Here is a 13,447-nt window from a genome sequence, read left to right as displayed (position 1 = left end):
CCGGTATGTACAACCGCTGACGGCCACTGAAAGGTACCGAGTTCGAAGTCGAACCGGCCCGGGCGCCCGAGCGTATCCACGCTGCGGGCGGCGGGCAGCGGGGTCGGTGCGGATGCGGTCGGGCACCGGGCCCGTGAGCAGGCCCGTCACCGCGGAGTCCATCAGCGGTGACCGTTCGGGCGCGCCGGATCGGCGGCGGCCCGGTGCGGTCGGGTGAGGCCGGCGGTCACGACCTCGGTGGAGTCCGCTCGGGACGGATCCTGCGGTTCGGGGGCAGGGGTGGGCGTGGCGGCCCGGCGGAAGGCTTCCGCGGCGGCGGACCCCACGGTTTCGCCCGGGACTTCGTCGACTCGCTCTTCCGCTTCCGAAGACCCGGAATCGGTTCGCGGCATGATGATGCGGACCTCGGTGCCCCGGCCGGGCTCCGAGACGATCTCCACCGTCCCCCCGCGGCGCTCCACCCGGGCGCGGATCGAACGGGCCAGGCCGTGGCGGTCCTCGGGGACCGAATCGGCGTCGAAACCGGTCCCGCGGTCGCGGACGAACACGCTGACCTGGTGCGGTTCGGCCTCGGCGAACAGGTCGATATCGGAGACCCCGGCATGTTTGGCGGCGTTCACCAGGGCTTCCCGGGTGGCGCCGAGCACCGCGGTGAAATGCTCTTTCGGCAGGCCGGCGCCGCTCTCCGTACCGTCCATCGCCACATCCCCCACCGTCACGGGGGTTACCTTCACTCCGTGCTGGTCCTCCACTTCGCCGGCGATGGTGCGCAGCGCGGCGGCGAGGCTGGATTCGGCCGGACCCGAATCGGCGAACAACCAGCGGCGCAACTCTCGTTCCTGACTGCGCGCCAGCCGCAGCACCTCCTGCGGGTCACCGGCCTGCCGCTGGATCAGGGCCAGCGTCTGCAGTACCGAATCGTGCAGGTGGGAGGCGATCTCCTCACGTTCCTCGTTGCGGATCCGCGCGGCGCGCTCGGCATTCAGCGAATGCATGAGCCGCAGGCCGAGCGGAACGGTCAGCAGGCCCACCCCGATCAGGGTCGCGGCCACCGCCAGCAGCGCCGAACCGAGCGAACCCCAGTCCAGCTGGGACAGCACCACCACCGCCAGTCCGGTGACCACCAGCGTCACGCCCGCGATGATGCGCGACCAGGTCACCACCGACGGTTTCGCCGGTATCCCGATCAGCGACCGCGGACCGTCGGCGTCGTATTCGCGCCACACCAGTGCCGCGCCCACCGCGATCACCACGATCGGCGCGATCACCCGCGCCGCCGCGCCACTGAACGCCCACGACACCGCCACCGACAGACCCAGCCCGAGCAGTGCCAGCCCGATCGCCTGACGCCGCTCGGCACCCGACGGGCGTCCCGAATCGGTGCCGTCGGGAGTGAAGATCCACAACAGGCTGTAGGCGACTATCCCGGCCCCGGCCAGCGCGGACAGCAGGACAAAGGCCATCCGCACCTTGAGTACGTCGATCCCCAGATGGTCGGCGACACCGCCGGCCACCCCGCCGACGATCCGGCCGCCGGAACGGCGCACCAGGCGCGGGGTATCGGCACCGGGAACCGCCCCGGACCCGGCAGCGGCCCCCCGCGTGTAGAAGGCAGGTCCGAACGGGCACATACCCTCGATACTGGCACGAGAGCCGCATCGGCGGCCATGGGGAAACACCCTGATATCGGTCTCGGGTCGCCCCATCGACGGTGCTCAGGAGGTTTTCCGGTCCAACTTCAGGGTTCACCCGGATGCGCGCGCGGGCGCCCCGAGCGGACCATGGGGTCCATGACGAGAACGAGCTTCGGCGATCAGCTGCAGCAGATGTGGCAGACCCGGCCGGTTCGGCTGCCCCGGCGGGGCCCGATCGCCGGGGTCGCGGCGGGTTTCGGCCATCGCTACGGCATCGATCCGGTGCTGGTCCGGGTGGCGTTCGTGGTGTCCACTATTTTCGGTGGCGCCGGAATCGTGCTCTACCTGGCGGGATGGCTACTGTTCCCGGAACCCGGGGGCCGCGGTTCCATGGCGGAGTCGCTCACCCGTAAGGACCGGGAAGCACCGAATCAGACCAAGACCATCGTGCTGATCGTGGCGCTGGCGATCGCGGTGAGCACCATGGGCCCGGTGGGGGTCGGGCTCGGCGGCTCCGGTGTCATCGCGCTGGCGCTGATGCTCGCGGGCTGGTGGATGCTGCATATGCGTTCCCCCGAACCACCACCGCTGCCACCCGGTACCGTCGAACCGGAGTCGCTGGGCGCCCCCGGCACCACCGGCTATCCCGGCGCCATGTTCCCGCAGGGCGGGGCCGACCTCTACGGGCCCCCGTCCGATGTGTACACGCCGTACACGAGGCTGCCGGACCGCTACATCCCCGATCCGCCGGCCGACGTCGCGCAGCCCCCGGTGGACTCGATCGGCGACGCCGCCGGATCCGCCGGCGATACCCCGCAACCGACGCGCCCACTACTCACCAAGAGCGGTGACGCCGCGCCCACGCGGGTTACGGGGACCAAGCGGAGCGGCCGAGCCGGCGATTCCGCGACCACCGCGTCCGGCGGTCCCGCGCAGACCGAGAATTCCCCCGGCGGGTCGGCGGCTGCCGCCGAACCGGCCGGGGACCGGCCCACCCCGGGTACGGGTACCTTCCGGCCCACGATCGATATGAGCAAACCCGGCACCGCGGAGTTCGCACACCGCACCCCGCCCTCCTGGGATCCGCTGGGTGTCGCGCCGCTGGCCTGGGATCTGCCCGAACCCGCACCGGCCCGCACGATAACCGCACCGGCCGTCGAGCCGCGTCCCCGTTCCCGCTTCACCCCGGTCGTCCTCGGTCTCGCGGTGCTGGCGGCGGCCGCCGCGGGTGCCACCGCCGTGGCGGGCAGCGAATGGATGACCCCGGGGCGGATCGGCGCGATCGCCCTGGCGGTGATCGGGCTGGGGCTGGTGTTCGGTTCGTTCCGGCGCCGCGGTCACGGCCTGCTGCTGGTCACCGCTCCCCTGGCGGCCTTCGTGCTGTTCGCCGCGGTGATAGGACCGGTCGACCTGCAGAGCCCGACCATGGGAGACCGCATCTGGGCACCGGCCGCGGCCACCGAAATACGGCCGGAGTACACAGTCACCATGGGGTCGGGCACCCTCGACCTGCGCGGTATCGACCTCACCGCGGACAGAACCGTCGATGTCGACGTGCAGATGGGTGAGGCGATGGTCCTGTTACCCGAAAACATGAACGTGCGCACCGAATGCACCGTCCGGATGGGCGAGGCGACCTGCCCCGATGGGCTGACCGGGCCCGGCGGGGACGCGCCGGTGCTGAACTTGAACGTGCACGTGCGGATGGGCGATGCGGAGGTACGCCGTGGCTGACCAGCAGACAGATAAGCGAACCGATCGGCGCACGGCCTGCGGGCACACCCGGCGCGGTCTTTTCTCTCCCGGATTGTTCTTCGTGGGCCTGCTGGCGCTCGGCCTGAGCGCCTGGGCACTGGCCGGCCCCACCCAGTGGGGCCTCACCACGATCGTCCCGATCGGCTGGATCGTCGTCGCCGTGGCGATAGTGGTCGGTCTGGCCTTGGTCGTATCGCCCCGGCGCCGCCGCTGAGCAGCGAACGCCTCGTACGACGAACCGGCCGGACCTGTACAGGTCCGGCCGGTTCGTCGTCACTCCCACTCGATGGTGCCCGGGGGCTTGCTCGTCACATCCAGTACCACCCGGTTGACCTCCGCTACCTCGTTGGTGATCCGGGTGGAGATACGTTCCAGCACCTCGTAGGGCAACCGGGTCCAGTCCGCGGTCATCGCGTCCTCACTCGATACCGGCCGCAGCACGATGGGATGCCCGTAGGTGCGGCCGTCGCCCTGCACACCGACACTGCGCACATCCGCGAGCAGCACCACCGGACACTGCCAGATCTGCCCGTCCAGACCGGCCGCGGTCAGTTCCTCGCGCGCGATGGCGTCGGCCTGCCGCAGGGTGCGCAACCGGTCCTCGGTGACCTCACCGATGATCCGGATCGCCAGACCCGGGCCCGGGAACGGCTGGCGGGCCACGATCTCCTCCGGCAGCCCGAGCTCCCGGCCGACCGCCCGGACTTCGTCCTTGAACAGCAGCCGCAGCGGTTCGACCAGCTCGAACTCCAAGTCTTCGGGCAGCCCGCCCACATTGTGATGCGATTTGATGTTCGCCGTGCCGCTGCCCCCACCGGACTCCACCACGTCCGGGTACAGCGTCCCCTGGACCAGGTACTCCACCGTCGGGGCCGTATCGCCGGCCGCCTGTTCGCCCACGACCTCGCCCACCGCGTCCTCGAAGGACCGGATGAACTCGCGGCCGATGATCTTGCGCTTCTCCTCCGGGTCGGTGACGCCCTTCAGCTCGCCCAGGAACTTGTCCACCGCGTCCACGGTGACCAGCCGAGCCCCGGTGGCCGCCACGAAATCCCGCTGCACCTGCTCGCGTTCTCCCGCGCGCAGCAGCCCGTGATCGACGAACACGCAGGTCAGCCTGTCGCCGATAGCGCGCTGCACCAGGGCGCCCGCCACCGCGCTGTCCACTCCGCCGGAGAGTCCGCAGATCGCGTGCCCGTCGCCGATCTGCTCCCGCACCTGCTCGATCATGACCTCGGCGATATTGGCCGGTGTCCAGGTCGGCGCGATCCCGGCCATCTCGTGCAGGAAGCGGCTCAGCACCTGCTGGCCGTGCGGCGAATGCAGCACCTCGGGGTGGTACTGCACGCCCGCCAACCGGCGCGCCCGGTGCTCGAACGCCGCGACCGGCGCGCCCACCGTCGTACCGGTGACCGTGAAGCCCTCCGGTGCGTCGGTGACCGCGTCGCCGTGGCTCATCCACACCGGCTGTACGCCCGGCAGACCCTCGTGCAGCAGGCCGCCGTCGATATCGAGTTCGGTGCGCCCGTACTCACGGGTCCCGGTGTGGGTCACGGTACCGCCGAGCGCCTGCGCCATCGCCTGGAATCCGTAACAGATCCCGAAAACCGGCACGTCGATATCGAACAGCCGCGGATCGAGCGAGGGCGCCCCCTCGGCGTACACACTGGCCGGGCCGCCGGACAGGATCACCGCGAGAGGCTGCTTGTCCGCGATCTCGGCGACCGTGGCGGTATGCGGCACCACCTCGGAGTACACCTTCGCCTCCCGGACCCGGCGGGCGATCAACTGCGCGTATTGCGCACCGAAGTCGACAACGAGTACGGGTCTCTGGGAATGCGTCACCCGCATGATTCTAGTGATGGCTTCGTGGGCCCTCGAGGTCGGTCACCTCGGGGCCCGGCCCGCGCCGACCTGCCGTTTCATGGAGGCGCCGCGGTGACTCACCGAGACGGGCGGGAAGCGGCCGCCGGGCGGCGATCGAAATCCCGGGCGCGCCGGGGCCCGGGCCCGCCGGACGGCCGTCCACCGACCGTCCGTCCCGCTCGGACCCGACGAACGCACCGCTCAGGCGCGGACGCTCAACCCGACCTTCTGGAACTCCTTGAGGTCGGAGTAGCCGGCCTTGGCCATGGACCGGCGCAGGCCGCCGACCAGGTTGAGAGAACCGAACGGATCATCGGAAGGCCCGGTGAGGACCTGCTCGAGGCTGGGGCGCACCACGGCGGGACGGGCCGCGGGCCCGCTGAGCAGTTCGTCGGCGAGGTCCCACGGTTCGTCCAGCGACAGCAGCGAGCCGCGCGGCACCGACGGGTGGGCGGCCGCGGACGGCCAGTACCAGCCCCGGCCCGGGGCCTCGGTGGCCAGGGCCAGCGGCGCGCCGAGCATGACGGCGTCCGCACCGCAGGCGATGGCCTTGGCCAGATCGCCGGAGGTGTGGATATCGCCGTCGGCGATGACGTGCACGTAGCGGCCACCGGTTTCGTCGAGATAGTCCCGGCGGGCCGCGGCGGCGTCGGCGATGGCGGTGGCCATCGGCACCCCGATACCGAGGACTTCGCCGGTGGTGGTCGCGCCCTCCTGCGATCCGTAGCCGACGATCACACCGGCGGCACCGGTCCGCATGAGGTGCAGCGCGGTGCGGTGATCGCTCACCCCGCCGGCCACCACCGGCACATCGAGTTCGGCGATGAACGTCTTCAGGTTCAGCGGTTCGCCGTCACCGACGTGTTCGGCGGAGATGATGGTGCCCTGCACCACCAGCAGGTCGATTCCGGCCTGCAGCAGACCCGGGGTCAGGCTCTGGGCGTTCTGCGGGCTGACCCGCACCGCGACGGTGACCCCGCCGGCCCGTACCTGCGCCACCGCGGCGGCGAGAAGGTCGGGCTGCATGGGGGCGGCGTGCAGTTCCTGAAGGAAGGCCACGGCCCGCTGATAGCTGCCCTTGTCCGCGAGCTCCAGCAGCTGCTCGATCTTGGCGGCCACATCCGCGTGCCGCGCCCACAGACCTTCACCGTTGATGACGCCCAGCCCGCCGCGCCGGCCCATCTCGATGGCGAATTCCGGGGAGACCAGGGCATCGGTGGGGTGGGTGAGGAACGGGATATCGAATCGGTACGCGTCGAGCTGCCAGGCCAGCGAGACCTGGCTCGCCGAACGGGTCCGGCGCGACGGAACGATATCGACATCGTCCAGTTCGTAGGTCCGGCGAGCCGTCCTACCCATTCCGATCTCGACCATATCGCGCACGAAATAACTCCTGTGTCGGTGGCGCGCTGCCGCGCGTGGGCTCTCGGCCCCCTCGCCTCACGTTCCCCGCTCGCGAGACCACGCCTGCCGCGTCTACGTTTCGAGAGCGAAAACGCGGAACGGGCAGCGACCCGGTGTGGGCCTCGCGAAACGAGGCGCCGATGTCATGGTTTCACCTGGTGAACCGCGTAATTACACGTAGACCTTACAGTGTTGTCCGGCGCGCCTTCGGCGCACGGGGGCCGAGGCCCCGCGGGCGCGCCGTTCCGGCCCCGCGACCCGCACCCGGCCGGAGTAGGTGCGCCGTCGCCGAAGGTGCTCAACATCACATTCCGCGCATGGCCGACCACACGTCGCATGCCATGTGTGGTCGGACGAACGCGGGATACCGGCCATCGAGCGCCTTCGGCCAAGGGCCGGGCCTCGTCCCCTTCCGGGGCCTCGCTGCACTCGGCGCAAGGCGTGACCGGGTCTCACCCGCGCCCCGGCATCCGGTCGGGGCCGGACGGCCCGCACCGCGCCCGCGGTGCGGGTGCGCGACCCCGGCCCGGCCTCACCTACCGGTGTAGTTGGGCGCCTCGACGGTCATCGTGATGTCGTGCGGGTGGCTTTCCTTCAACCCCGCGGCGGTGATCTGCACGAACTGCGCTTCCTGCAGGTCGGTGATCGACTGGGCACCGGTATAACCCATGGCGGCACGCAGGCCGCCGACCAGCTGGTGGATCACCTGGTTGACCGGGCCGCGGAAGGGCACCCGCCCTTCGATGCCCTCCGGGACGAGCTTGTCCTCGGCCAGGACGTCGTCCTGGAAGTAGCGGTCCTTGGAGAAGGATTTCGCCTGCCCTCGGCCCTGCATGGCGCCCAGCGAACCCATTCCGCGGTAGCTCTTGAACTGTTTACCGCCGACGAGGATCAATTCGCCCGGGGATTCGGCGGTACCGGCCAGCAGCGAGCCGAGCATCACGGTGGAGGCGCCCGCGGCGATGGCCTTGGCGATATCACCGGAGAACTGGATACCGCCGTCGGCGATGACCGGGACCCCGGCGGGTTTACAGGCGGAGACGGCTTCGAGGATGGCGGTGATCTGCGGGGCGCCGACACCGGCGACCACGCGGGTGGTGCAGATGGAGCCCGGTCCGACGCCGACCTTCACCGCGTCGGCACCCGCTTCGACCAGTGCCGCGGCACCGGCCCGGGTGGCGATATTGCCGCCGATGACCTGGATGCGGTCACCGACTTCGGCCTTCACCTTGCTCACCATGCTGAGCACCTGACGCTGGTGACCGTGCGCGGTATCGACCACGAGGACATCGGCTCCGGCGTCGGCCAGGGTCATGGCGCGCGACCAGGCGTCGTCTCCGACACCGACCGCGGCACCCACCAGCAGGCGGCCGTCACGGTCCTTGGTGGCGTCGGGGAACTGATCGGTCTTGACGAAATCCTTCACGGTGATGAGCCCACGCAGCCGGCCCTCGCCGTCCACGATCGGCAACTTCTCCACCTTGTGCCGGCGCAGCAGGCCGAGCGCGGCCTCGGCGGTGACGCCCTCCTGGGCGGTGATGAGCGGCACCTTGGTCATCACATCGGCGACGCGCCGGTTCTGGTCGACCTCGAAGCGCATATCCCGGTTGGTGATGATGCCCACCAGCGCGCCGGTCTCGTCGACCACCGGCAGCCCGGAGATCCGGAACCGGGCGCACATGGCGTCGACCTCGGCGAGGGTATCGGTGGGGCGGCAGGTCACCGGATCGGTGACCATCCCCGCCTCGGACCGTTTGACGGTTTCCACCTGGCTCGCCTGGTCGGCGACGGACAGATTGCGATGCAGAACACCCATGCCTCCGGCCCGGGCCATGGCGATGGCCATCCGGGCTTCGGTGACGGTGTCCATGGCGGAGCTCACCAGCGGGGTCCGCAGGCGGATCTCCCGCGTCAGCCGACTGGATGTCTCGACCGAGCTGGGGATCAGATCCGAAGCGGCGGGGAGCAGCAGTACATCGTCGAAGGTGAGGCCGAGCATGGCGATCTTGTCCGGATCGTCACCACCCGTATGAGGGCGGACTACGGTGCGCTCGCCCGGTACGGGATTACTCATTCGGATCGACCCCTCCTGGACGTCGGCAGAGCTAGCGGGGTGCGGCGTCCCGATAGCGAACTGTTACTGGGATTGGACTACGGCACCGGTTCGGTTCTGACCGGTGGTGGCCGGGTGATCGGTACTCGTCGGCGCCGTGTCACCATGGTATCGGTCCGCCTGGACCGTGGATCAACTGAGGGCATCGGCGAAACTGACGGCGCGGACGGCTGGCGCAGACCGCCCTGTTCTGCGTACCGTGGGGATGTGCGTGACCATCTACCACCTGGCTTGCCGCCGGATCCGTTCGCCGGAGACCCCGCCGACCCGTCCGCCGCGCTCGATGCCATCGAGCCGGGGGAACCGCTGGATCCTCACGAGCGCCTTGCGGTCGAGGAGGATCTTGCCGATCTCGCAGTCTACGAGGCGCTACTGGCGCACCGCGGTATCCGCGGGCTGGTGGTGAGCTGCGAGGATTGTCGGCAGGATCACTATCACGACTGGGACATGCTGCGCGCCAATTTGTTACAGCTCCTCGTCGACGGCACGGTCCGCCCGCACGAGCCCGCCTACGACCCGACTCCGGAAGCCTACGTCACCTGGGATTACTGTCGCGGATACGCGGACGCCTCGATGAACGAGGCGTTTCACGGCGACGGGTTCGACGCCTTCGACAGCTGACTTCGGAGTAGCCGGTTCGCCCGGCAGATCGGCCGCACCAGCGGCCGATCGATTTTTCATGGCTACGCCCGGTTCCCGGCACTCACACCGACTGTGGCCGAACACACCGATGGCCATCCACAATTTCCAGGTGGATGGCCATCGGTGTGTTCGGCGTTCAGCTGGTGGCGCCTCCCGGCAGCGGCACCGTGGTCGGAGCCTGCTGGGGAACCGACGGGGCCGGCACGACGGTCTGCGGCACCGGCAGGGTCGACGGCTCGGCCGGGCCGGGTGTGCTGATCGTGGACGGCGGTGCCTGAGTGGACGGCTCCACCGAGTCCACACCCGGTCCGTTCGGAGTGGTGGTACCCGGAACGCCCGGGACGGTGGTGCCGTCCGGGGCGATATCCGGAGCCGGCGTGTCCGGAGTGTGGGTGCCTGGTGCCTGCGTGTCCGGCCGGTCGGTGCCGGGCCCCGGCCGATCGGGTGCCTGGACGTCCGGAGCGGTCGGCTTGTCACTGCCACCCGGACCGCTCGGCCGATCGAACGGCAGTTCGCTGCCCGGGCCCGGAGTGGTGGTCACCGTGCTACCGGGCCGTTCCGTGGTCCCACCGGGACGCGACGGCACCGGTGCGCCCGGATCGGGCGAGGGAGCGATCTGCTCCAACTGTGCGGCGACGTCCGGCGGTATCACCTTCCGGACCTCCTCGAACAGCTGATTCCAGCGTTCGACCAGTTCGTTGCGCTTGGTCGGGTCGTTGACCTGGGTCGTATTGGCCGAAGCCTGCTCGAGCCGTTCCCGCGCCTCGTCGGGCCGACCCTGGTCGAGCAGGGTCTGCGCGGCGGCCAGATCGTCACCGGCGTACTGCACGACGGTGCTCTGGGCCTGTTCGCTGAACACCACCTCTTTGACGCGCCACAGCGCGTCGCCGGGTTCGGCCTGATACGAGAACGCGGAGAGCCCACCGAATACGAGGGCCAGCGCGGCGGCGGTGGTCGCGATCGGGCGGAGCAGCCGCAAGCGGCCTCCCGATTGCGCGCCGATCCGCGCCTGCCGCGCACCGATCTCCTGGTTGACCGCCGCGACCACGGTATCGAGGTCGGGCGCGTCGGGTAGCGGCGGTGCCACGATCTCGGCCCGCCAATCCGCCAGCAATGCCGCCAGCTGGAGTTCCTCGGTGCTCTCGGTGGGGACGGGTCCGCCACGGGCGATAGCGTCGATCAGTTCGTCATCACGACGAACCGCCACGATATCCACCGGTTCGGATCCGGCACCGGAGCCCTCGGCATAGGGATCGGTGTTCCGCGATGCACGCCGCGCCCATTTGTCGCCCCGACCGCGCCCGCCATCCCTAGCCATACATTTCACCTGCCCTCGCCACTTGTGCCTTCAATTTTGCGAGCGCCCTGTGCTGGGCCACCCGAATCGCGCCCGCCGTACTGCCCACGGCGGTTGCGGTTTCTTCTGCTGACAGACCCATGACCAGGCGCAGGATCAAGATCTCTCGATGCTTCTCCGGAAGAGTGGCCAGCAGAGCGTTCATCTGCCGGCTGGTTTCCGATTCGAGAGCTCGTTGCTCCGGGCCGTGGTCGGTGGATATGACATCTGGTACTTCGGCCATCGCCTCCGCCTTGTTACGGGAGGCGTTGCGATGGGCGTCGGCAACCTTGTGCGATGCGATTCCGTATACGAAGGCCATGAACGGCCTACCCTGGTCCTGATACCTGGGTAGCGCGGTCATGACCGCTAGACAGACCTCCTGCGCGACATCGTCCGCGGAGAGTTGTCCACGCTCCGCGACACCGATCCGCGCGCGGCAATAGCGCATCACCAGCGGGCGGACCATTTCCAGTACCTGAGCTAGAGCAGACCTGTCGCCCTGCGCAGCGGCGGCGACGGCGCGGTCCAACTCTTCGCCCATGTGCGTCATCGTCAGCGGAATTCCTGGCGTTACAAAGTGGCACGGTCTGGGATGACCGGTGCTTCCGCCGGTCCAGCGGAACGGGTCCACAATAGGACACCGGCGGCGGTACGGGTCGAGACGGTGGAACTCGGGTTACCCACGCGCATCGCGAAATCGCCCGCCACGCCGGGAGATGAGTGCGCGACACGCCTCCGCGTCGGCGGCCGCCGTGTCACGGTCGCCCGGTCCGGCTGCCAAGCCGCCGCGCAACATGGCGCAGGCCCACCGCAGCGGAACCGAACCGCTGACACGGCATTCCTCATCGATATGGTCCGCCAGCGCGAGGGCGCGGGCCGTCTGTCCCGCGGCGCTCGCGGCCGCGGCGACCAGCAATCGCGATTTGATCCGATGCCGGACCGAGGGACCCTGTTCGGCCAGCGTGAGCCCGGCCTCCGCCGCGGCCAGCGCCGGCGCGCCGTGACCGTCGGCCAGCGCGGTTTCGGCGCGGACCCAGTGCATCCGCACCCGGGTTCGCGACCGCTCCGGCGTACCGGCATCGAGCGCGCCGTATTCGGGCGCCGGACGATCCAGCAGGGCCGCGCAGCGATCCAGCAGCCGGGCGGACAGGGCGGTCCGGCCGAGACCCAGGGCGTCGGCCGCCAGACCGATCAGCGCGTCGGCCGCGGCGTCGACCGCATCGGGCCGGCGGCCGTAATCGCCCAGCCCGGCCGCCGCAGCCTTCGCCGGGCGCGGGGACCGGGAACCCGGGCCGGATCCACGGCCGGCGGCCGGAATCGTCGACTGCGGCGCGGCCGGAGAGGTGGCCACCGCCGGGAGAACGAGCCCCGCGGCCCGCCCGTCGTACTCGGCGGCCCGCTGGTGCCAGCCGAGCTGACGCAACAGCGACCCCTGTGTCGAGGCCGTGAGTGAGAGCAACACCGGATCGGTGGTCGCCGCGGACAGGCGGCGCAGCGCGGTGTGGGCGGCGGCGTAGTGACCCGCACCACCCAGAGCGACCGCTCGCCACCACATTTCGAGGGGCTCTGCCGGTTCCGGCAACTCGGCAGCGGTGCGGCCCGTGCGCGCACCGAACGCGGCGTCGGCGGCCGAGCGGGAATCGGATTCGAGGCGGGTGCCGGGGGCGATCACCGACGCACTGTACCGGCCATCGGATTCACCGCCGGGTGGAACGGGCGGGCCACCGCGGACCACCGGTGACCCAGCTATCTTTCAGCAGTAATCCGAACGGGCAGTGTTTCCATCGGGTTAATCTCCGCCCATCAATCCATGAGCAACCGCGCATCGAATTCGAAGACGTTTCGCTTAATTAACCTGACAGCCCCCCACCGGCCATCTGTGATCGTATCGAGATCGGGGCACCTTAACCCACCGGGACGGTCCACGGGGCGGAATTCGGTCCGGACCTATCGAGAGCCCCCGAAATGGTCGCGCCCACCTGCGGATACGTCGACCAGCACGGACACGTCGGTAGCATCGGCAACAGGCCAACCTCACAGTATCGCCGGGCGATTAGCGAAAGTAAACAGTCATCGAGGTTAAATTCAGCGCGCAAAAGACCCGATAAATCAGGGCGTCAAACTGTTGACGGAATTTCCTCGGTACCCCTAACGTAACTCATCGCCACGGACGGCGCCGGACGAAAACGCAACGGATGCCGACGGCAGCGGTGCACATCGGCCGACGCATGTGGCCCCGCGCGCTCGCCTGAACGCCCGGGCACCGCCGGACAGCTGTACTCATCACTCGCTCGACAATGCCGACGAGCTCGCGTCTACGAGGAGTTCCCCCATGCCCATGCCCACCCACCTTCCCGGACCGAACGCCGATGTCTGGGACTGGCAGATGCGCGGTTCCTGCCGGGGTGTGGACTCGGCGGTGTTCTTCCATCCCGACGGTGAACGCGGCAGAGCGCGGGCGGCACGCGAACTGCGCGCGAAGGAGATCTGCAGGTCGTGCCCCGTGCTGATGCAGTGCCGTTCGCATGCGCTGAAGGTGAGTGAGCCCTACGGCATCTGGGGCGGAATGTCGGAAACCGAACGGGAGATGCACGCCCGGCGCAACCGGCGCCGGATGGCGGTCTGATGGATCGCGGGTAGCGGCTCCGTGCCGCTACCCGGCGGTGCGACACCGCGTGTTCCACGGGGCCGCAT

General features: G+C 69.6%; 11 protein-coding genes. 4 read left to right on the top strand and 7 right to left on the bottom strand.

Annotated features, from left to right (window positions below; all coding sequences use genetic code 11):
* Window positions 1–161 precede the first annotated feature (161 nt).
* Complete coding sequence (locus tag AB0H42_RS26405) at window positions 162–1,631, bottom strand: PspC domain-containing protein (protein ID WP_357060562.1); 1,470 nt, start codon at window positions 1,629–1,631, stop codon at window positions 162–164.
* Window positions 1,632–1,790: 159 nt separating this feature from the next.
* Between AB0H42_RS26405 and AB0H42_RS26400 the strand changes: the two genes are divergently transcribed.
* Both AB0H42_RS26400 and AB0H42_RS26395 read left to right on the top strand, forming a co-directional pair.
* Complete coding sequence (locus tag AB0H42_RS26400; RefSeq protein WP_357060560.1) at window positions 1,791–3,368, top strand: PspC domain-containing protein; 1,578 nt, start codon at window positions 1,791–1,793, stop codon at window positions 3,366–3,368.
* Window positions 3,361–3,603 carry a hypothetical protein gene (locus AB0H42_RS26395; RefSeq protein WP_357060558.1) on the top strand — a complete coding sequence of 81 codons (243 nt, stop codon included), beginning with the start codon at window positions 3,361–3,363 and terminating at the stop codon, window positions 3,601–3,603. Before AB0H42_RS26400 ends, AB0H42_RS26395 begins: the two co-directional genes overlap by 8 nt.
* Before the next feature lie 59 nt (window positions 3,604–3,662).
* Here AB0H42_RS26395 and guaA read toward each other — a convergent pair whose 3' ends face one another.
* From guaA to guaB, 3 genes are all read right to left on the bottom strand, one after another.
* Window positions 3,663–5,240: a glutamine-hydrolyzing GMP synthase gene (guaA, locus tag AB0H42_RS26390; RefSeq protein WP_357060555.1), complete on the bottom strand. Its 1,578-nt coding sequence runs from the start codon at window positions 5,238–5,240 to the stop codon at window positions 3,663–3,665.
* Between the two features lie 216 nt (window positions 5,241–5,456).
* Window positions 5,457–6,638, bottom strand: coding sequence for a GuaB3 family IMP dehydrogenase-related protein (locus AB0H42_RS26385; RefSeq protein ID WP_357060552.1), 1,182 nt, complete (start codon window positions 6,636–6,638; stop codon window positions 5,457–5,459).
* A gap of 553 nt (window positions 6,639–7,191) precedes the next feature.
* On the bottom strand, window positions 7,192–8,733 hold the full coding sequence (gene guaB, locus AB0H42_RS26380) for an IMP dehydrogenase (protein ID WP_357060549.1): 1,542 nt from the start codon (window positions 8,731–8,733) through the stop codon (window positions 7,192–7,194).
* Between the two features lie 246 nt (window positions 8,734–8,979).
* Here guaB and AB0H42_RS26375 point away from each other — a divergent pair, with 246 nt between their 5' ends.
* Entirely contained in the window at window positions 8,980–9,393 is a 414-nt protein-coding gene (locus AB0H42_RS26375; RefSeq protein ID WP_030522220.1) for a DUF5319 domain-containing protein, read from the top strand.
* 157 nt (window positions 9,394–9,550) lie between these two features.
* Here the strand turns inward: AB0H42_RS26375 and AB0H42_RS26370 are convergent, their stop codons facing one another.
* The 3 genes from AB0H42_RS26370 to AB0H42_RS26360 form a co-directional block, all read right to left on the bottom strand.
* Complete coding sequence (locus tag AB0H42_RS26370; RefSeq protein WP_357060546.1) at window positions 9,551–10,732, bottom strand: anti-sigma-D factor RsdA; 1,182 nt, start codon at window positions 10,730–10,732, stop codon at window positions 9,551–9,553.
* Complete coding sequence (locus tag AB0H42_RS26365; protein ID WP_063128200.1) at window positions 10,725–11,303, bottom strand: sigma-70 family RNA polymerase sigma factor; 579 nt, start codon at window positions 11,301–11,303, stop codon at window positions 10,725–10,727. Before AB0H42_RS26365 ends, AB0H42_RS26370 begins: the two co-directional genes overlap by 8 nt.
* Before the next feature lie 126 nt (window positions 11,304–11,429).
* Window positions 11,430–12,425, bottom strand: coding sequence for a hypothetical protein (locus tag AB0H42_RS26360; RefSeq protein ID WP_357060542.1), 996 nt, complete (start codon window positions 12,423–12,425; stop codon window positions 11,430–11,432).
* A 660-nt stretch (window positions 12,426–13,085) separates the two neighbouring features.
* Here AB0H42_RS26360 and AB0H42_RS26355 point away from each other — a divergent pair.
* A complete protein-coding gene (locus AB0H42_RS26355; protein ID WP_030522224.1) occupies window positions 13,086–13,379 on the top strand; it encodes a WhiB family transcriptional regulator in 294 nt (97 codons plus the stop codon).
* The last annotated feature ends 68 nt before the right edge of the window (window positions 13,380–13,447 follow it).

This window comes from Nocardia sp. NPDC050799 (assembly GCF_040654015.1).
In the GTDB taxonomy this organism is placed as follows: Bacteria; Actinomycetota; Actinomycetes; order Mycobacteriales; family Mycobacteriaceae; genus Nocardia.
Note: the sequence above shows the minus strand (reverse complement) of the source record. Positions and strands in the feature narration are given on the sequence as shown.